This window comes from Mycobacterium sp. MS1601, from assembly GCF_001984215.1.
Classification (GTDB): Bacteria; Actinomycetota; Actinomycetes; order Mycobacteriales; family Mycobacteriaceae; genus Mycobacterium.
In genome coordinates this window covers 60,414-79,432 of sequence record NZ_CP019420.1, presented here as the reverse complement: position 1 = coordinate 79,432, position 19,019 = coordinate 60,414, and the positions used below count along the sequence as shown (strand labels likewise).

General features: G+C 66.7%; 17 protein-coding genes. 12 read left to right on the top strand and 5 right to left on the bottom strand.

Annotated features, from left to right (window positions below; genetic code table 11):
* Nucleotides 1-11 precede the first annotated feature (11 nt).
* Nucleotides 12-1,058 (bottom strand): NAD(P)-dependent alcohol dehydrogenase, encoded by a 1,047-nt coding sequence (locus tag BVC93_RS00395; protein WP_083735434.1) that lies wholly within the window; start codon nucleotides 1,056-1,058, stop codon nucleotides 12-14.
* A gap of 174 nt (nucleotides 1,059-1,232) precedes the next feature.
* Nucleotides 1,233-2,294 (bottom strand): ABC transporter substrate-binding protein, encoded by a 1,062-nt coding sequence (locus BVC93_RS00390; RefSeq protein ID WP_442929000.1) that lies wholly within the window; start codon nucleotides 2,292-2,294, stop codon nucleotides 1,233-1,235.
* Between the two features lie 146 nt (nucleotides 2,295-2,440).
* On the opposite strand from BVC93_RS00390, the gene ctaD reads away from it, so the two are divergent.
* From ctaD to BVC93_RS00375, 3 genes are all read left to right on the top strand, one after another.
* Nucleotides 2,441-4,186, top strand: a complete 1,746-nt coding sequence (gene ctaD / locus BVC93_RS00385; protein WP_083735433.1) for an aa3-type cytochrome oxidase subunit I — start codon at nucleotides 2,441-2,443, stop codon at nucleotides 4,184-4,186.
* 24 nt (nucleotides 4,187-4,210) lie between these two features.
* A complete protein-coding gene (serB, locus tag BVC93_RS00380) occupies nucleotides 4,211-5,458 on the top strand; it encodes a phosphoserine phosphatase SerB (RefSeq protein WP_083735432.1) in 1,248 nt (415 codons plus the stop codon).
* Between the two features lie 174 nt (nucleotides 5,459-5,632).
* Nucleotides 5,633-7,774: a bifunctional diguanylate cyclase/phosphodiesterase gene (locus BVC93_RS00375; RefSeq protein WP_083735431.1), complete on the top strand. Its 2,142-nt coding sequence runs from the start codon at nucleotides 5,633-5,635 to the stop codon at nucleotides 7,772-7,774.
* Here the strand turns inward: BVC93_RS00375 and yczR are convergent.
* On the bottom strand, nucleotides 7,703-9,148 hold the full coding sequence (gene yczR / locus BVC93_RS00370) for a MocR-like transcription factor YczR (RefSeq protein WP_157517149.1): 1,446 nt from the start codon (nucleotides 9,146-9,148) through the stop codon (nucleotides 7,703-7,705). The genes BVC93_RS00375 and yczR overlap by 72 nt on opposite strands.
* A 75-nt stretch (nucleotides 9,149-9,223) precedes the next feature.
* Here yczR and BVC93_RS32890 point away from each other — a divergent pair, with 75 nt between their 5' ends.
* Genes BVC93_RS32890 through BVC93_RS00335 form a run of 8 tightly spaced genes read left to right on the top strand, consistent with a single transcriptional unit; the run spans nucleotide 9,224 to nucleotide 15,260 of the window.
* Entirely contained in the window at nucleotides 9,224-9,397 is a 174-nt protein-coding gene (locus tag BVC93_RS32890; RefSeq protein ID WP_157516711.1) for a hypothetical protein, read from the top strand.
* Nucleotides 9,394-10,065, top strand: a complete 672-nt coding sequence (gene yczE / locus BVC93_RS00365) for a membrane protein YczE (RefSeq protein WP_083735430.1) — start codon at nucleotides 9,394-9,396, stop codon at nucleotides 10,063-10,065. Before BVC93_RS32890 ends, yczE begins: the two co-directional genes overlap by 4 nt.
* Complete coding sequence (locus BVC93_RS00360; protein WP_083735429.1) at nucleotides 10,020-10,865, top strand: ABC transporter ATP-binding protein; 846 nt, start codon at nucleotides 10,020-10,022, stop codon at nucleotides 10,863-10,865. Before yczE ends, BVC93_RS00360 begins: the two co-directional genes overlap by 46 nt.
* Nucleotides 10,862-11,662 carry an NUDIX hydrolase gene (locus tag BVC93_RS00355; protein ID WP_083735428.1) on the top strand — a complete coding sequence of 267 codons (801 nt, stop codon included), beginning with the start codon at nucleotides 10,862-10,864 and terminating at the stop codon, nucleotides 11,660-11,662. Before BVC93_RS00360 ends, BVC93_RS00355 begins: the two co-directional genes overlap by 4 nt.
* Nucleotides 11,662-12,402: an enoyl-CoA hydratase gene (locus tag BVC93_RS00350; RefSeq protein WP_083735427.1), complete on the top strand. Its 741-nt coding sequence runs from the start codon at nucleotides 11,662-11,664 to the stop codon at nucleotides 12,400-12,402. The genes BVC93_RS00355 and BVC93_RS00350 overlap by 1 nt, the downstream gene beginning before the upstream one ends.
* Before the next feature lie 10 nt (nucleotides 12,403-12,412).
* Nucleotides 12,413-13,390: a class I SAM-dependent methyltransferase gene (locus BVC93_RS00345; protein WP_083735426.1), complete on the top strand. Its 978-nt coding sequence runs from the start codon at nucleotides 12,413-12,415 to the stop codon at nucleotides 13,388-13,390.
* Nucleotides 13,380-14,546 (top strand): THUMP-like domain-containing protein, encoded by a 1,167-nt coding sequence (locus BVC93_RS00340; RefSeq protein WP_083735425.1) that lies wholly within the window; start codon nucleotides 13,380-13,382, stop codon nucleotides 14,544-14,546. The genes BVC93_RS00345 and BVC93_RS00340 overlap by 11 nt, the downstream gene beginning before the upstream one ends.
* 18 nt (nucleotides 14,547-14,564) lie before the next feature.
* The gene (locus tag BVC93_RS00335; RefSeq protein ID WP_083735424.1) at nucleotides 14,565-15,260 is read left to right on the top strand and encodes an esterase; all 696 of its coding nucleotides are present in this window, start codon (nucleotides 14,565-14,567) and stop codon (nucleotides 15,258-15,260) included.
* On the opposite strand, the gene BVC93_RS00330 is transcribed toward BVC93_RS00335, so the two are convergent.
* Both BVC93_RS00330 and BVC93_RS00325 read right to left on the bottom strand, forming a co-directional pair.
* Nucleotides 15,257-16,795 carry an alanine/glycine:cation symporter family protein gene (locus BVC93_RS00330; RefSeq protein WP_083735423.1) on the bottom strand — a complete coding sequence of 513 codons (1,539 nt, stop codon included), beginning with the start codon at nucleotides 16,793-16,795 and terminating at the stop codon, nucleotides 15,257-15,259. The two genes, BVC93_RS00335 and BVC93_RS00330, sit on opposite strands and share 4 nt — an antisense overlap.
* 110 nt (nucleotides 16,796-16,905) lie before the next feature.
* Complete coding sequence (locus BVC93_RS00325) at nucleotides 16,906-18,192, bottom strand: outer membrane protein assembly factor BamB family protein (protein WP_083735422.1); 1,287 nt, start codon at nucleotides 18,190-18,192, stop codon at nucleotides 16,906-16,908.
* Between the two features lie 85 nt (nucleotides 18,193-18,277).
* Here BVC93_RS00325 and BVC93_RS00320 point away from each other — a divergent pair, with 85 nt between their 5' ends.
* Nucleotides 18,278-19,015, top strand: coding sequence for an acyltransferase (locus tag BVC93_RS00320; RefSeq protein ID WP_083735421.1), 738 nt, complete (start codon nucleotides 18,278-18,280; stop codon nucleotides 19,013-19,015).
* Nucleotides 19,016-19,019: the final 4 nt, after the last annotated feature.

Genomic DNA, 19,019 nt, shown 5'->3' with positions numbered 1-19,019 from the left:
CGTCGACCCTGCTAGATGGTGCTGGTGTCGATGACGAAGCGGTACCGCACGTCGCTGGCCAGCACCCGCTCGTAGGCCTCGTTGACGTAGGACGCCTCGATGACCTCGATCTCAGGGGTGACGTTGTGCTCGGCGCAGAAATCGAGCATCTCCTGGGTTTCCGGGATGCCACCGATCATCGAGCCGGAGATGCTGCGCCGGCCGGCGGCCAGCGGGAAGAACGGCACCTCGAGCGGATGCTCGGGGGCGCCCAGCTCCACCAGGGTGCCGTCGATCTTCAAAATCGACAGGTATGCGCCCATCGGCAGGTTGGCCGACACCGTGTTGAGGATCAGGTCGAACTTGCCCGCCAGCTTCGTGAAGGTCTCGGGATCGCTGGTGGCGTAGTACTCGGTGGCGCCCAGGCGCAGGCCGTCCTCCATCTTCTTCAAGGACTGGCTGAGCACGGTGACCTCGGCGCCCAGGGCCACGGCCAGCTTGACGCCCATGTGGCCGAGGCCGCCGAGGCCGATCACGGCGACCTTGGTGCCGGGGCCGGCCTTCCAGTGCTTGAGCGGCGACCACAGTGTCACACCCGCGCACAGCAGGGGAGCGGCCTTGTCCAGGGGCAGGGAATCGGGGATACGCAGGACGAAGTTCTCGTCGACCACGATGGCCTGGCTGTAGCCGCCCTGGGTGATGGTGCCGTCACGGTCGGTGGCGTCGTAGGTGCCGATCATGCCGCCGCCGGTGCAGTACTGCTCTTTGCCGTCCTTGCAGTTGTCACACTTCTGACACGAATTGACCATGCAGCCGACGCCCACGTGATCGCCGATCTTGTACTTGGTGACCTCGGAACCGACCTCGGTGACGACGCCGGCGATCTCGTGACCGACCACCACCGGGTAGTTGGGTTGGCCCCACTCGCCCTTGGCGGTGTGGATGTCGCTGTGGCAGATGCCGGCGAACTTGATATCGAAGGCGACGTCGTGCGGGCCGACGTCGCGGCGCTCGATGGTGGTCTTGACCAGCGGCTCAGTGGCCGAAGTGGCGGCGTACGCGGAAACAGTGGTGCTCATGAGATGAAAACCTCTTTACCTCTTGTGCAGATGTGCGTATTCGAACATCAATCGGCCAGCGACGTTGCGGGCATCCGACGGGTGGCAACGAGAACCGGTGGGTGAAATAGTCCCGCTACGCGCCTTTTGTCAGTTTATTGCTCAAGAACGGTCAACGGCCGCGTGTGCGCCACGCTAGTTGATTGGGGCATTGACCACACGCAGGTCATCGAGGATGCCGCGGGCAGCGATCACCCCGTCGCCGTGCTGCCAGATTTCGTTGTTGACGACGTAGACGCGGTGGTCACGGACGGCCGACAGAGCCCGCCAGGCGTCGCTGCCGAAGAAGGAAGCGGCACCATCCTTGGCCGCCGGTGAGTCGAATGACACGAAGATCAGGTCGGCATCGGCGGCGGACAGATCGTCGTCAAGACCCAGTTCCACGAACGGACTGTCGGTGAACCGCTGACTGGCAGGACGGTCCACCCCGACGGCGGCCAGCACACTGGCCGGGAAGTTGGCTACCCCGTAGATCCGCACGGAAGTGTCGGTCAGCTGGACCACCGAGGCCTGGTAGTGCTGGGCGTCATTGTCCCGGCCGGCCTCCCTGGCGTCCTCCGTGAAGCGGCCCAGCAGCTCGTCGGCCGCCCCCGTCCGACTCGTTGCCGCGCCCACCGCGCGCAGAGTGTCTTCCCAGCGCTGTGGGGCGTCCGGGGTGAACACCGTGGGCGCGACCGCCAGCAACTGGCCGAAAGACTGCGGCGTCTGCGCACCCAGGATCAGGTCGGGGCCGGCCGCCGCGATGGCGGCGACGTCCGGCGCGCCGCGTGGGCCGACCCCTGGCAGGTCGTGGATGACGGTGCCCAGATACGAGGGCTGTTGATCGCTGCCGTCAGGCAGGGCGGCGGCCACCACCCGCGACTGCAATCCGAGCGCACAGAGCGCGTCGAGTTGAGCACCGGCCAGCGCGACGATGCGTTGCGGATCGGCGGGAACCTCGATATCACCGCGTTCGGTGCCGCTGTTCACCGTTCTGGTGGGTGGGCTCGGATCTGCGGGGGCGGGTTCGGCGGCGCACGAGTCGTCGGGGCGTCGCAGGTTGCCCAGCACTCCGGCGTCGGCAATGGCAGTGGTGCTGGTGACCACGACGCGGGACGGTTCGACCGGTGTCATGCCCTGGGGAGTGGCGCAACCGACGGCCAGAATGGCGACGATGGCTGCAGGCACAGCGGCTGATGACCTCCGGCAGCGCAACACGGGCCGATGGTAACTCGACGGCGACAGGGACGCGTCTACGACACTTTGTCGGACCCGGGCCGACAGACACAGACGAGGGGGATAGGATTCCTCGAGAAGATCAGTGGCCGTCACTCGGCGGCCTGGATTGATTTCTGGAGGAGCTCTTGACCGCCGAAGCGCCCCCGCTTGGAGAACTCGAGGCCACGCGTCCGTTCAAGGAGCGGGTCGGCCCCAAGGGCAACCTGATCTACAAGCTCATCACCACCACCGATCACAAGCTGATCGGCATCATGTACTGCGTCGTGTGCTTCGCCTTCTTCCTGATCGGCGGACTCATGGCGCTGTTCATGCGCACGGAGTTGGCCCTGCCCGGCCTGCAGTTCTTGAGCAATGAGCAGTTCAACCAGCTGTTCACCATGCACGGCACGGTGATGCTGCTGTTCTACGCAACCCCCATCGTGTTCGGCTTCGCCAACCTGGTGTTGCCCCTGCAGATCGGCGCACCCGACGTCGCCTTCCCGCGACTGAATGCGTTCTCGTTCTGGCTGTTCCTGTTCGGCGCGCTGATCGCCACCGCCGGTTTCATCACTCCCGGTGGTGCCGCGGACTTCGGGTGGACCGCCTACTCGCCGCTGACCGACGCCATCCACTCCCCGGGCGCCGGCGCCGACCTGTGGATCATGGGCCTGGCCGTCGGTGGTCTGGGCACCATCCTCGGTGGCGTCAACATGATCACGACGGTGGTGTGCATGCGCGCTCCCGGCATGACCATGTTCCGGATGCCGATCTTCACCTGGAACATCCTGGTGACCTCGATCCTGGTGCTGCTGGCCTTCCCGCTGCTGACCGCCGCGTTGTTCGGCCTGGCCGCCGACCGTCACCTCGGTGCCCACGTCTACGACCCCGCCAACGGCGGAGTGTTGTTGTGGCAGCACCTGTTCTGGTTCTTCGGTCACCCCGAGGTGTACATCATCGCGCTGCCGTTCTTCGGCATCGTGAGTGAGATCTTCCCGGTGTTCAGCCGCAAGCCGATCTTCGGCTACACCACGCTGATCTACGCCACGCTGGCCATCGCGGCCCTGTCCGTGGCGGTGTGGGCGCACCACATGTACGCCACCGGTGCGGTGCTGCTGCCGTTCTTCTCCTTCATGACCTTCCTGATCGCGGTGCCCACCGGGATCAAGTTCTTCAACTGGATAGGCACGATGTGGAAGGGCCAGTTGACGTTCGAGACACCGATGCTGTTCTCCGTCGGCTTCATCGTCACCTTCCTGCTCGGTGGCCTGTCGGGCGTGCTGCTGGCCAGCCCGCCGCTGGACTTCCACGTCACCGACAGCTACTTCGTCATCGCGCACTTCCACTACGTGCTCTTCGGCACCATCGTGTTCGCCACCTACGCCGGCATCTACTTCTGGTTCCCGAAGATGACGGGTCGCCTGCTCGACGAGCGCCTCGGCAAGCTGCACTTCTGGCTGACGTTCATCGGCTTCCACACCACGTTCCTGGTGCAGCACTGGCTCGGTGACGAGGGCATGCCGCGCCGCTACGCGGACTACCTGCCCACCGATGGGTTCACCACACTGAACATCGTCTCCACCGTGGGTGCATTCATCTTGGGTGTCTCGACGCTGCCGTTCCTGTGGAATGTGTTCAAGAGCTGGCGCTACGGCGAGATTGTCACCGTCGACGACCCGTGGGGCTACGGCAACTCCCTGGAGTGGGCCACCAGTTGCCCGCCGCCGCGGCACAACTTCACCGAGCTGCCCCGGATCCGTTCCGAGCGCCCGGCATTCGAGCTGCACTACCCGCACATGATCGAACGGATGCGTGCCGAGGCCCACATTGGGCGTGCGCACGGACCGTCAGACGGAGATGTGACACGGCTCGACGGCGAAAACGTCCGTACCTGAACCAGCACCTGATTTCTGCCAGGTATGTCACGGGGGTTTAGTGTGCCCAAGGCGTCGGTGCTCATCACCGTCACCGGATCAGATCAACCTGGTGTCACCTCGGCACTGTTCGAGGTGCTGTCCCGACACAAGGTCGAACTGCTCAACGTCGAACAGGTGGTCATCCGCGGACGACTGACCCTCGGCGTGCTGGTGTCCGGTCCACCCGCGGTGCTGCTGGGTGGTCACGACTTCCACAGTGAGGTCCGCGCCGCCATCCACGGTGTCGGCCTGGAGGTCTCGATCGAGCGCAGTGACACCCTGCCGATCATTCGGGAGCCGTCCACACACTCGATCGTGGTGCTGGGGCGGCCCATCACCGCGCAGGCGTTCGGGGTGCTGGCCCGTGAGGCGGCCAAGCTGGGCGTCAACATCGACTTCATCCGCGGGGTGTCGGACTACCCGGTCACCGGTCTGGAGCTTCGGGTATCGGTGCCGCTCGGGGTCGGTGGTGAACTGCAGGCGGCCCTGGCGGCGGTCGCGGTGGAGCAGGGTATCGACGTCGCGCTCGAGGATTACAGCCTGAGTCGCCGGGCCAAGCGACTGATCGTCTTCGATGTCGACTCCACCCTGATCCAGGGCGAGGTCATCGAGATGCTGGCCGCCCGGGCCGGCGCCGAGGCCAAGGTCGCACAGATCACCGAGGCGGCCATGCGCGGCGAGCTGGATTTCGCCGAGTCGCTGCGCGAACGGGTGGCGACGCTGAAAGGGTTGCCCGCCAGTGTGCTCGACGAGGTGGCTGAGCAGTTGGAGCTCACCCCCGGTGCCCGCACCACGCTCAGAACGCTGCGCCGGCTCGGATTCCACTGCGGGGTGGTGTCTGGCGGTTTCCGGCAAGTGATCGATCCTCTGGCGCACGAGCTCGAATTGGACTACGTGGCCGCCAACGAACTCGAGGTCGTCGACGGACTGCTGACCGGCCGCGTGGTGGGCCAGATCGTCGACCGAGCCGGTAAAGCCAAGGCACTGCGCGATTTCGCGCATCAGGTCAATGTGCCGATGGATCAAACCGTCGCCGTCGGTGACGGCGCCAACGACATCGACATGCTGGCCGCAGCGGGCCTGGGGGTGGCGTTCAACGCCAAACCCGCGCTGCGCGAAGTCGCCGACGCGTCGCTGAGCCACCCTTACCTGGACACGGTGCTGTTCATTCTCGGCGTGACGCGCGGCGAGATCGAGGCGGCCGACGCGGTGGACGGCCTGGGTCGCCGGGTGGACATCCCGTCGGAGTGACCGGCGTTTGCCCGGATCGCATCAGCGGCGCTGTGCTCATCACCTGAACGGCGGCGATGATTTTGACCACCACGGGTTCATGCAGGCTGAGCGCTGACAAAACCACGGGATCACCGTGCTTCGCATGCTGCGATATCCATTCATTCGAGTAACTGCAGGTCTATATTCTTTGCCATGCAGGCTGACGGGGGGGCTGGGCACGCCGCTTGGGGTGACGCCGACATTCCCGTCGACCTGGTGCGGGCATTGCTGGGCGTGCTGCGGACCCGGTTGGGGCTCGACACCGCCTGGCTCGCGTCGTTCCGTGACGACATGCAGGTCTTCGAGGTCATCGACGGCGACGCCGAAGTGTTGGGCCTGACCGCGGGCGTGCGTTCGTCACTGGCCGACACCTGTTACGTCCGTGTGATCGACAACCACCCCACGCCGAGCTATCCGATCACCCGTGAGTTGGGACTCGGCACCTACGTGGGGGTGCCGGTGCCGGGACCTGATGGTCTGCCGGTGGGGACACTGTGCGCGGCGAGCGCAAGCGCCAGACCGGAACTCGCCGATGTCGACATGAGGATTCTGAAACACACAGCTGAGCTTGTCGGGGCGCTGATCGAGCCGCCGGTGCCCGGTCCCGACTCCTCGGCACAGCAGCGCAGGGCGATCCGCAATGTGGTCGATCAGCGCGACTTTGACGTGGTGTTCCAATCGGTCCACGACGTCGCCTCCGGCAAGGTGATGGGCGTCGAGGCGCTGGCCCGCTTTCCGTGCGAGCCGTTTCGACCGGACGCGTTTTTTGCGCAGGCCTCGCAATTGGGGCTGGGGATCCAACTGGAGACGGCGATCGTCGCGCGGGTGATGGATCTGGTGCCCTGCCTGCCCGACGATGTGTTCGTCGCGGTGAACATCTCTCCGGCGGCGGCGCAGCAGGCGCCGTGGACCGAGCTCCTCACCGGCGTCGACCCGTCGCGCATTGTCCTGGAGATCACCGAACATGACGCGGTCGACGACTACGGAGCACTCGACGAGGTGCTGGAGGCGTGCCGGGCGCGGGGCATGCGGGTTGCCGTCGACGACGTGGGCGCCGGATTCTCGTCCTTCACCCATGTGCTGGAGCTGGAGCCGGATTTTGTCAAGATCGACCATTCGATCACCCACAACATCGACGGCGACGACGCCCGGCGAAGGCTGGCGCAGGCCATCGCCGAGTTCGCCGGTCAGATCGGTGCCGTGGTCGTCGCCGAAGGTGTGGAGACGCAGCGGGAACTGGACGCGGTGGGTGCGGCCGGGATCGACTACGCGCAGGGCTATCACCTGAGCCGACCCAAACCGTATCAATCCGGGTTTCCCGTGGCGAGTGCCACCGCCGCTCCCATGGCCCCCTTGCCCGCTGCCGTGGACCTGATGGGTGAGCGGCGATTCGAGTTGGCGTTGGCGCACTCGCCGATCGGGATGGCCGTCGTGGGCCTGGACGGCACGTTTCTGCGCACCAACCGGGCACTGCGTTCGATTCTCGGGTACGGACGGCGGGCCCTGACGGACCTGACCTTCCAGAAGATCACCCATCCCGATGATCTGAACTCGGACCTGGCGCTGGTGGCCGATTGCCTTGCCGGACGGAGGCGTTCATTCCGGATGGACAAGCGCTACATTGCCGCCGACGGGCGCACGGTGTGGTGCACGTTGACCGCTGTGTTGGTGCGCGGACCTCACGATGAGCCGCACTGCTTCGTCTCGCAGATCGTGGACGTGACCGCCGAGCGTATGCGCGAGGCCGATCTCGCCCGTCGCGCCGCCACCGATCAGCTGACCGCGATCGCCAATCGGGCTGCGGGATGGAGTCGGCTGGAAGAACTGGCTGCCGACGACGGCGGTTACGGGATCCTGTCCTGCGACATCGAGCGGTTCAAGTCGGTGAACGATCTGCGCGGCCATCACGCGGGTGACCAGTTCCTGGTCGCGGTGGCCGAGCGGATTCTGAGGGCCATCGGGCCCGAGGACATGGTGGCACGGTGGGGTGGCGACGAATTCCTGGTCATCACAAGCACTGTCGACGTCGACAAGCTGAACCGCTTGGCGCACACCATCGCCGAGCACACCAGTCGGACACCGATCACGCTGGCCGACGGAAGCGAGCTGCCGGTGACGTTGACCGTAGGCGTGGATGCGCATCAGCCCGGGGACGGCCGCACCATAGACAGTGTGCTCGAACGCGCGGACCACGACATGTACCGGCAGCGGCGCAACGGGCGCTCACACCACGACGGCGGCGCCCGCCTCAGCGACACCCACCCCGGTCACGGAATGCCAAGCGCGGACCAGTAATTCGACGGCATCGGCCAGCTGATCCTCCGGCAGCGCGTAGGGTACCCGCACGAACCGCTCCAGGGTGCCGTCCACGCCGAAGCGGGGTCCGGCAGGCAGGTCGAGTCCGAGTCGTGACGCGGAGGCCGACAGCGCGGTGCTCATGGGAGCAGGCAGGCGCACCCACAGTGACATGCCGCCGACTCCGCGTCCGGGTTCCCAGTCGGGCAACCGGCGGGCCAGCAGTTCCACCAGGAATGCGCGGCGGGTCCGCAGGGTTTCGCGACGCTCGGCCAGGATGTCGTCATATCCGTCGAGAAGTGTTGCCGCCACCAGTTGTTCGAGCACAGCGGTACCGAGGTCCAACGACGGACGCAGTGCGGCGAGCGTGGCGATGATTCCAGCTTCGGCCCGGATCCAGCCGATCCGCAGGCCGCCCCAGAATGACTTGGACATCGATCCGATGGTCATCACCAAATCGCGGCGACCGGTCATCTCGGCGGCGAGGGGGCGCGGGGAGGGTTCGTCCACCCACATGTCGAGGATCGTCTCGTCGATGACGGTACGGGTGCGCGTCTCGGCGATGATGTGTGCCAGCCGTTTGCGTTCCGCGGCGCCCATGGTGAAACCGGTGGGGTTGTGGTTGTCGGGGATCAGATAGGCCAGATTGGGGGCCAGTTGCCGAACGGCGGAGTGTAGGGCGTCCAGTTCCCAACCGGTTTCGGTCATGGCCACCGGCACCGCCCGGGCTCCCGCGGTGGTGATGGCCGACAGCGCACCGTGGTAGGTGGGCTGCTCCACCAGCACCCGGTCGCCGGGCTGGGTGTACGCGGCCAGGATCAGGCTGATGGCGTGTTGGGCGCCACTGGTGATCAGGATCTGTTCCGGCTCGGTGGGAAGCCCACGGCCGCAGTACCTTTCGGCCACCGCCCGGCGCAGCGCGTCCACCCCGACCAGTTCGTGTCCCGGGGACTGCAGAAAGGGTGCCACCTGCGCTGCGGCCTCGGTGAACGCCTGCAGCACCGCCGCCGGGGGTGCGGGCAGGGCGGCGGCAGCCAGGCTGACGGTGGCGGGGGAGGCGCTGGTATGAACGGCGGGCAGGGTCGGCAACGCGGTGATGCTGCGGGCGCCGCGACGCGCGTGCAGATAGCCGTCCTCGCCCAGTTGGGTGTAGGCGGCGGTGACCGTGGTCCGCGAGACCCGCAGGGCGTCGGCGAGGGCGCGCTCGCTGGGGAGTCGGGCACCGACGGGTATCCGGCCGTCCACGATCAGCAGGCGGATGGCGTCGGAGAGGCCCTGGTAGGCGGGCCCCGCCCGGTTGGCGGTGCGCCAGTTTCCGAGTTCGCGGGCCAAGAGGTCCACATCGAGGGCGCGGCGCGCCATGCCGGTGGTGATGTCCGTAGTCATTGGAGGCCAGTATTCCTCAACTGGCTATTGATGGGCAAGCCAGTTGGTCGACACGATGAGCGTATGAAGCAAAACTGGACTGCAAAGATCGCCAAAGTCTGGCGTAGGACTGCCGCGGCGATGACCCGCCCCTGCCGGGACGTGGAGTCATGGGACCGCTGGGACCTCGACCCGGGGAGTCGCCGCGAGCTCGACGACCTGGACGCCATCTGGGTCCGGTTCCAGGATCACCGATGAGGGTGTCGCCACTGCGCCTGGCGGTGCTGGTGGTCGGACTGGTCGGGTACGGCGTCTCGATGGCGCTGATGGTGCGCTCCGGCCTGGGCCTGGCTCCCTGGGCCGTGTTGGACCAGGGCTTGTCGCTGCGCACCGGTATCACCATCGGTGCCGCCTCTGCCTTGGTCGGTGTCGTCGTCCTGCTGGCGTGGATTCCGCTGAGCACCAGGCCCGGTATCGGCACCGTGGCCAATGTGGTCGTCCTTGCCGTGAGTATCGACGCCGCGCTGGCGCTGTTGCCGGACTTCGAGTCGCCGCCGGTCCGGGTGGCCGTGATGGTGGGTGCTGTGGCGCTCAACGCCGTCAGCACCGTGCTCTACATCGGCGTCGCACTGGGTCCAGGTCCGCGGGACGGACTGATGACCGGGCTGGTGGGGCGCAGTGGGCGATCAGTGCGGTTGGTGCGCACCACGATCGAGGGATGTGTGCTGGCCGCAGGTTGGTTGCTCGGTGGCACCGTCGGCGTCGGGACCGTTGTCTACGCCTTCGGTATCGGCCCGCTGGTGCAGCTGATCCTGCGATTCGTTCCCGCCGGGGTACTCGGCGCGTTCGGTGCCGCGGCGCCCATGACTACCATGATCGAGTGCCAGAACGAGACTCCGAGCAAGGCAGCGACCCAGACCTCCTGATCGACTTCCGCAAGGTCTCGCTGCGCCGGGGCGGCCGGGTCCTGGTGGGCCCGGTGACCTGGCAGGTGGAGCTCGACGAGCGGTGGGTGGTGATCGGCCCCAACGGTGCGGGCAAGACCTCACTGCTGCGGATCGCCGCAGCCATGGAGTATCCCTCCACCGGCCGCGCGTTCGTGCTCGGCGACCGCCTGGGCAAGGTCGACATGGCCGAACTCCGCTCTCGGGTGGGGCTCTCGAGTTCTGCACTGTCGCAAAGAATTCCGGATGACGAGGTGGTCCGCGACCTGGTGGTCTCCGCGGGCTATGCCGTGCTGGGACGCTGGCGCGAAGCTTACGAGGACATCGATTACGCGCAGGCCGTCGACATGCTCGAGAGTGTGGGCGCCGAGCACCTGGCCGAACGCACCTACGGCACCTTGAGTGAAGGTGAGCGCAAGCGGGTGCTGATTGCCCGCTCCCTGATGACCGACCCCGAGCTGCTGCTGCTCGACGAGCCCGCTGCCGGCCTGGATCTTGGTGGCCGGGAGGAACTGGTGGCCCGGTTGGCGGACCTGGCTGCCGACCCCGACGCACCTGCCACCGTGCTGGTGACCCATCACGTCGAGGAGATCCCTCCCGGGTTCTCCCACGCCCTGATCCTCTCCGAAGGACAGGTGGTGGCCGCCGGCCTGCTCGACGACGTGCTGAACTCCGAGAACCTGTCCAAGGCCTTCGGTCAGTCCATCGCACTCGAGGTGATCGACAACCGCTACTTCGCGCGACGCCTCCGCAGCCGCGCCGCACACCGGAGGCGCGCATGACTGAGAACACCCCACTTCCGGTACGCCCGGCAGCGACGGTGATGCTGATCCGCGACGGTGCCGAGGGGCTCGAGGTCTTCCTGATGCGCCGGCACCGGGCGATGGAGTTCGTCGGCGGCGTGATCGTCTTCCCCGGCGGCGGGGTCGACGACCGTGACCGCAACGCCGATATCGATTGGCACGGTCCGCCCCCGTCCTGGTGGGCGCAGCGCTTTGGGGTCGACGAGGACCTGGCCCTGGCGCTGGTGTGTGCGGCGGCGCGGGAGACCTTCGAAGAATCCGGGGTGCTGTTCGCCGGCGCCGCCGATGACCCTGACCTGATCGTCGACGACGCCAGCGTCTACCGCGACGCCCGTAAGGCGCTGGCCGCCAACACCTTGTCCTTCGGCGAGTTCCTGCGTACCGAGAAGCTGATGCTGCGTGCCGACCTGCTGCGGCCATGGGCCAACTGGATCACCCCAGAAGAGGAACGCACCCGGCGCTACGACACCTTCTTCTTCGCCGCCGCCCTTCCCGAAGGACAACGTGCCGACGGGGAGAACACCGAATCCGACAAGGTGGGCTGGGCGACTCCGGAGCAGGCACTCGGCGATTTCGCCGCCAAGAAGACCTTTCTGTTGCCGCCGACCTGGACCCAGCTGGACTCGCTGGCCGATCGCTCGGTCGCCGATGTGCTGGCCCATGAGCGGCAGATCGTGGCCATCCAGCCGAGTCTGACCCTGGGCCGCGGCAACTGGGCCATCGAGTTCTTCGACAGCGACCGGTACAACGCGGCGCGCGACGGGCGCGCGCCGTAATGAAGGAATTCGTCTCGATCCACACCGCAGCCGAGCACCCTGGCGTCGGCACCATCCTGCTGTCGCGGCCACCGGACAACGCGCTGAACCGGCAGGCTTACCGGGAACTCGCCGCCGCCGCGGCTGAGGTCGCAACGCGCGAGGACATCGCTGCGGTGATCCTGTTCGGCGGGCATGAGATCTTCTCGGCCGGCGACGACGTCCCTGAACTACGCACGCTGACCGCAGCAGAGGTCGACACCGCGGCACAGGTCCGCCACCGCGCCATCGAGGCCGTGGCGGCCATCCCGAAGCCGACGGTGGCCGCCGTCACCGGATACGCCCTCGGCAGCGCGTTGACACTGGCCCTGGCCGCCGACTGGCGGGTCAGCGGCGACAACGTCCGAGTCGGCGCCACCGAGATACTGGCCGGCCTGATTCCCAGCGGGGGCGGTATGGCTCGGCTGGTGCGCACTGTCGGGGTCAGCCGCGCCAAGGACCTGGTCTACAGCGGGCGGTTCGCCGATGCCAAGGAAGCAGCGGCACTGGGTCTGCTCGACGAGCTGGTGGCTCCTGACCACGTGTTCGACGGTGCGATGGCCTGGGCGCAGCGTCTGGCCGAATCGCCTGCGGCTCCGCTGGCCGCGGCCAAGGCCGTGATCGACGGTCTGGTGGCGCCCAAGCCAAAACGGATCGCCGAGGAACGCCGTCGATATGTCGAGGTGTTCTCTGCCGGTCACCCGGACAGCGACGCGGGTTAGGCTGCCAGCCATGACGAGCACGCACGAGGGTCCCGTCCCCAATCCGCACGCAACCGCGGAACAGGTCGAAGCCGCCCGCCATGACACCAAGCTGGCGCAGGTGCTCTACCACGACTGGGAAGCGGAGTCCTACGACGACAAATGGTCCATCTCCTATGACCAGCGGTGCGTCGAGTACGCGCGCAGCCGGTTCGACGCCATCGTGCCCGAGCGGGTCCAGCGGGAGCTGCCCTACGACCGTGCGTTGGAACTGGGCTGCGGCACCGGATTCTTCCTGCTGAACCTCATCCAGGCCGGGGTGGCCCGGCGCGGTTCGGTGACCGACCTGTCGCCCGGCATGGTCAAGGTCGCCACCCGCAACGGCCAGAATCTGGGCCTGGACATCGACGGCCGCGTTGCCGACGCCGAAGGCATTCCATACGAGGACAACACTTTCGACCTGGTGGTCGGCCATGCGGTGCTACACCACATTCCGGATGTCGAACTGTCGCTGCGTGAGGTGGTCCGGGTGCTCAAACCCGGCGGGCGCTTCGTCTTCGCGGGGGAGCCGACGAAGGTGGGCAACACCTACGCTCGTACCTTGGCCGACCTGACGTGGAAGACCACCGTCGCCGCGATGAAACTGCCGGGCCTGAGCAGCTGGCGTCGCCCGCAGGAGGAGCTCGACGAGAACTCGCGCGCCGCGGCGCTGGAATGGATCGTCGACCTGCACACCTTCGACCCGGCGGAGCTGGAGACCAAGGCGCGCAACGCCGGTGCAGTCGATGTCGAGACCGCCACCGACGAGTTCACCGCCGCCATGCTGGGCTGGCCGGTGCGTACGTTCGAGTCGACGGTGCCGCCGGGCAAGTTGGGCTGGGGCTGGGCGAAGTTCGCCTTCGGCGGCTGGACCACGCTGAGCTGGGTCGACGAGAACCTGTGGCGCCATGTGGTGCCCAAGGGCTGGTTCTACAACGTGATGATCACCGGAGTGAAGCCTGGCGCTTGAGTTCACCCTCGCCGATGTCGCCTATCTGACATCGGAGGAGGGTAATGCTGCGTTGACCGTCGTCGGCGAGCGTCCACTGACCGACCTGGTGGCCGAGGTGGCCGCAGTGCGTAAACGCTTCCGCGGGCACGCACCGGTTCTGGTGGAGACGGCACTGTTGCGTCGCCGGGCCGCCGCCAAACTGGCCGCCGCCGGGCAGTGGCTGTTCACCGACGAGGCGCTGCAGCAGGCCACCGCCACCGCTGTGGCCGCACATCGGGCGGCGCGGCTGACCGGGCGCACCGTGCACGACGCGACGTGTTCGGTGGGTACCGAACTGGCCGTCCTGCGCGAGGTGACCGAGAACGTCGTCGGCAGTGATCTGGATCCGGTGCGCCTGGCGATGGCCCGGCACAACCTGGGTGGGCAAGTCCCGCTCTGCCGCGCAGATGCGCTGCGCCCCACCACCCGCGACGCCGTGGTGATCGTGGACCCGGCGCGGCGCAGCGGTGGCGCCCGGCGGTTCGACCCGCGGGCCTACACACCTGCGCTGGACGCGGTGCTGCACGTGTACCGCGACCGAGATCTCGTGGTGAAGTGCGCTCCCGGAATCGATTTCGCCGCGGTGGAGGAACTGGGATTCGAGGGTGAGATCGAGGTGACGTCACTGGGCGGATCGGTGCGGGAGGCGTGCCTGTGGTCGACGGCCCTGGCGCAGCCCGGCATCCGCAGACGAGCCACGGTGCTGGACACCGATGAACAGCTCACCGATGCCGAACCCGACGACTGCGGGGTGGGTGCGGCGGGCCGGTGGATCGTCGATCCGGACGGCGCGGTGGTTCGAGCCGGGCTGGTGCGCCAGTACGCGGTGCGCCATGGCCTGTGGCAACTGGACCCTGAGATCGCCTATCTGACCGGAGACACACTCCCGGGCGGAGTGCGGGGCTTCGAAGTGATCGAGACCGTGCCGTTCGCGGAAAAGAAGCTGCGCCAAGTGCTTTCGTCGCTCGATTGCGGTGCGTTGGAAATCCTGGTGCGGGGGGTGGGGGTGGACCCGGACGCTCTGCGGCGCCGCCTGAAGCCACGCGGCCGGCTGCCCTTGTCGGTGGTGATCACCCGCATCGGAGCGGGTGCAGGCAGCCGCGCCGTGGCATTCGTGTGCAGGTCGTCGAGGTAGACACGTAATCTGTGGTCGATGCGCACCCTGATTGCGGCCCTGTCGGGCGTCACCGCGGCGATCACCCTGTTGAGCGCGGCCCCCGCCGCGGCCGAGCCGTCGCCGGTGTGCGACCGGTTCGGGGGAACTGTGGTGGCCGAGCAGATGTGCGAAGTGCACGTCTCGAACCCCCAGTACCTGCTGGACATGGTGTTCCCCGTCGATTTCCCGGACGAAAGCGCGCTGACGGACTACCTGCTGCAGACCCGCGACGGTTTCGTCAACGTCGCCGAGATGCCCGGCAACTGGAATCTGCCGTACGCGCTGGACGTGAAGTCCACCCGCTACACCAGCGGGACGCCGCAGCGAGGCACCCAGTCACTGGTGTTGGAGATGTACCAGAACGTCGGCGGCGCCCATCCGTCCACCTGGTATCAGAGCTTCACCTACGATGCCGCCACGCAGGCACCGGTCACGTTCGACAACTTGTTCGCGCCGGGTACCACACCGCTGGAAGCGGTGTACCCGATCGTGATGCGCCAGATCACCCAGCAGCTCGGCGAGCCGTCGGTAACCCCGGTGGGTGACGGCCTGGACCCGACTCACTACCAGAATTTCGCCATCACCGATGACGCGGTGATCTTCTTCTTCGGCCAGGGTGAGCTGCTGCCGGAAGCCGCGGGGGCCCTGCAGGCCAGTGTGCCGCGCAGCGCCATACCGCCGCTGCAGATTTAACTGCCGGTCGAGCTGGACACCTTGTCGCGTTTGTAGGTTTCCCAGAACGTGGCGTTCGGTATGCCCAAGGCGATTGGATCGAACACCGGGTCCAGCCCGGCCTTCTTCTGCCGTTCGTAGTCGCGCAGTGCCTTGTAGGCCGGTTGCTGCAGGATCAGGATGCCGATGATGTTCAGCCATGCCATCAAGCCGACGCCGATGTCGCCCAGGGTCCAAGCCTCGCTGGCCGTGGACACCGCGCCGATCGCCACCGACACCAGGATCAGCGCCTGCAGGAGCATGGTCGCGTTGGAGCCGACGGTACCGCGGATGACCGGCATGTTCACCGTTGACGCTTTGCCCATGATGAACCGCAGGTTGGTTTCGGCCATGTAGTAGTAGGCGATGATGGTGGTCAGGCAGAAGAAGAACAGCGAGATGGCCACGAAGCTGGACCCGGCGCCGCTCCACAAGGTGTCGAAGCCGTGCTGGGCGTAGGTCGGGCCCACCGCCACATCGGCGGGCAGCAGGCCGCCTTCGGCCAACACCGCGCCTTCATCACTTTCGCCCTCGTAGACCCGGTAGGCGCCGGTCGAGAGGATCAGAAAACCGGTGGCGGAGCAGACGAACAGGGTGTCGACGTACACCGCGAATGCCTGCACCAGACCCTGTTTGGCCGGGTGCGACACCTCGGCGGCGGCAGCGGCATGCGGTCCGGTGCCCTGGCCGGCCTCGTTGGAGTAGATGCCGCGCTTGACGCCCCACATGATGGCGGAGCCGATGATGGCGCCGAATGCCGCGTCAAAACCCAGTGCGCTGGAGATGATCAGGCTGAACATCTGCGGCACCGCCGAGGCGTTGACAGCGACGAGGATGAGCGCGAACACGATGTAGGCGATGGCCATGAACGGGACCACCACGGAGGCGAAGACCGCGATTCGCTTGACGCCGCCGATGATCACGAACGCCAGTACGATCACGGTGCCGACGGCCACCCACCACTCCGACCAGCCCCAGGCGTTGTTCATGGCCACGGCCATCGAGTTCGACTGCACACTCGGCAGCAGCAGGCCGCAGGCCAGGATGGTGACGGCGGCGAACACCAATCCGTAGATCTTGAACAGCGGAGCCGCCGCGGTGTGCGACATGGCCCGGCTCAGGTAATACGCAGGGCCGCCGCGGTATTCGCCGGTCAGTTGGTCACGCACTTTGTAGATCTGGCCCAGGGTGCATTCCACGAACGACGTGGAGGCGCCGAGGAAGGCCATCATCCACATCCAGAACAGTGCGCCCGGACCGCCGAAGGCGATGGCGGTGGCCACGCCGGCGATGTTGCCGGTGCCCACCCTTCCGGCCAGCGACATCATCAGCGCCTGGAACGACGACACCCCGTCAGGCGATTTCTCACCGCGCACCATCACTCGGATCATTTCGGGGATCTGGCGGACCTGCACGAACCGTGACCGGACCGAGAAGTAGATTCCCACCGCCAGACAGAGGTACACCAGGGCGTTGCTCCAGATGTAGCCATTGACCGTGCTCAGGAAATCGCTCATAGTCGCCCGTTCGTTCGTTTCGTATCCACGTACTCGTCACGCAAGCGGTCATTCGCACAGCAAATGCACAGCCTAATGCCAGGTTTGTGGAACTGCAGCGGAACTAGGGGTCAGCTACCCGAGAAGCCATACACCTGACCGTCGCTGGTTGCCGTCACCACGCGCTGATCGACACCGATCGACACCCCCACCGGAAAGCCGGTGGCTTCCGGCAGCGGATAGCGGTTGCGCGTCTCACCACTGGTGGCGTCGAAGACCAGTAGCGCCAGCCCCTGGCCGTCGCGCACCACGGTGTATCCGGTGTCGCCGGACCGGCTGGTGGTGCTCAAGGGCTCCACGTCCTCCTCGCGCCACACCTCATCAGGGCTCTGCCCCTCATCGCGGAAGGCCACCAGCGCTGCGCCGGGGCCACCCCCGGAGATGATCAGGCCGTCGGGGGAGACGGTGGGCGGTGTCTGAGCAAGGAAGCCAAGGGGCGCAGACCATTTCGCTTCCCCGGTGCTGGCATCCAGTGCCCACAGCTGCTGGTCGCGGCCGTTGACGTAGACGGTGGCGCCGTCGGCGGACAACACCGGCGCACCGATCACGCCGTCGGTCACCGCGTCACTGGTCCAGGCCGGGGCCAGCAGCGGTTTCTGCCCGGGCTGATACCGCAGACCAACCAGCGTGGCCGCCGGTGCGCCCGGTTGCCGCAGTCCCAGCACGATCATCTGCGAGACGGGCGAGAAGGCCGGGGCCGATGCCACCGGGCACTCCGGCCCGGAGGCTGCGCAATCGTCAAGTCCGCGTTCGGAATCCGTCGGATCCAAACCGGACACCAGATCCACGGGATTGCCCGACAGGGTGCCGCGGTGCGCGTCGAACACCTGGACCTGACCGAGGTGCGTGGCCACCAACAGCTGTCCGTCGCCGAGAAGCCTTGGGGTCTGCGGCATTCCGATGACCTGCTTGCGCCAGCGCACCCACTGCGTCAACGGGTAGGACAGGATGGTGCCGGGTTGGCCGACGTAGAGGTTGGAGAAGCCGTCGAACATCGGGCCCGCGAAACCACCACCCTGGACCAGCCGGATACACCAGCGTTGCCTGCCGTCGTTGTCGCTCTCCCACGTCATCAGCGAACAGCCGGCAGTGGTCTGCGCGTTGGCCGCCAGGTCGCTGTCACCGTTGAGTGCCACTGCCGCACCCAGTTCACCCTTGACCGACCGGGTCCAGTCGAATGTCAGCTCCGACGGGCCCTGGGCAGCGACATAGCTGCTGTTGGCCGCATCGCCGTACTGCGCGGACCAGCCCGGTGACGGGTCCGCCTGGACCCACCCGTCGTCGCTGCAGCCCGTGGCGAGCACCAGCGGCACGACGCCGAACAGCGCTACCGCCAGCGCCGCGAATCGCCGGTGCACCCGATCAGTTCCCTTCTGCAGCCGATGCCGAAAGCCCACCGAGGGTAACCCGAGTCGCTGACGGCCTCGCGTAGGCTTTCCGCCCATGACGACGATGTGGGGAGCGCCCCTGCACAAGCGCTGGCGTGGGTCCCGGCTGCGCGACCCACGTCAGGCCCGGTTTCTGACCCGGGAGTCGCTGCGGTGGGTGCTGACAAATCGCGCCTACACACCCTGGTACTTGGTGCGCTACTGGCGTCTGCTGAAGTTCAAGCTGGCCAACCCGCACATCATCACCCGGGGCATGGTGTTTCTGGGCAAAGGTGTGGAGATCCAGGCCACCCCGGAGATGTCGCAGATGGAGATCGGCCGCTGGGTGCACATCGGCGACAAGAACACCATCCGTTGCCACGAGGGATCGCTGCGCATCGGCGACAAGGTGGTCCTCGGCCGCGACAACGTCATCAACACTTACCTCGACATCGAGCTCGGCGACTCGGTGCTGATGGCCGACTGGTGTTACGTCTGCGATTTCGATCACCGGATGGATGACATCAACGTGCCCATCAAGGACCAGGGAATCGTGAAGGGGCCGGTGCGCATCGGCCCGGACACCTGGGTGGCGGCCAAGGTGACCGTCCTGCGCGACACGTCGGTGGGCCGTGGCTGCGTGCTCGGAGCTCACGCCGTGGTCAAGGGTGTGATCCCGGACCATTCGATCGCTGTCGGTGCTCCGGCGAAGGTGGTGAAGAACCGCAAGCTGGCGTGGGACACCTCGGCGGCCCAGCGGGCCGAACTGGCTGCCGCCCTGGCCGATATCGAGCGTAAAAAAGCCGCTCGCTGACCCC

Coding starts and splice junctions, on each gene's coding strand:
- BVC93_RS00350 (WP_083735427.1), top strand. CDS start 11,662: ATGAAGGAATTCGTCTCGATCCACACCGCAGCCGAGCACCCTGGCGTC.
- BVC93_RS00335 (WP_083735424.1), top strand. CDS start 14,565: ATGCGCACCCTGATTGCGGCCCTGTCGGGCGTCACCGCGGCGATCACC.
- BVC93_RS00355 (WP_083735428.1), top strand. CDS start 10,862: ATGACTGAGAACACCCCACTTCCGGTACGCCCGGCAGCGACGGTGATG.
- BVC93_RS00375 (WP_083735431.1), top strand. CDS start 5,633: ATGCAGGCTGACGGGGGGGCTGGGCACGCCGCTTGGGGTGACGCCGAC.
- BVC93_RS32890 (WP_157516711.1), top strand. CDS start 9,224: ATGAAGCAAAACTGGACTGCAAAGATCGCCAAAGTCTGGCGTAGGACT.
- BVC93_RS00320 (WP_083735421.1), top strand. CDS start 18,278: ATGACGACGATGTGGGGAGCGCCCCTGCACAAGCGCTGGCGTGGGTCC.
- BVC93_RS00330 (WP_083735423.1), bottom strand. CDS start 16,795: ATGAGCGATTTCCTGAGCACGGTCAATGGCTACATCTGGAGCAACGCC.
- serB (WP_083735432.1), top strand. CDS start 4,211: ATGTCACGGGGGTTTAGTGTGCCCAAGGCGTCGGTGCTCATCACCGTC.
- yczE (WP_083735430.1), top strand. CDS start 9,394: ATGAGGGTGTCGCCACTGCGCCTGGCGGTGCTGGTGGTCGGACTGGTC.
- BVC93_RS00345 (WP_083735426.1), top strand. CDS start 12,413: ATGACGAGCACGCACGAGGGTCCCGTCCCCAATCCGCACGCAACCGCG.
- BVC93_RS00395 (WP_083735434.1), bottom strand. CDS start 1,058: ATGAGCACCACTGTTTCCGCGTACGCCGCCACTTCGGCCACTGAGCCG.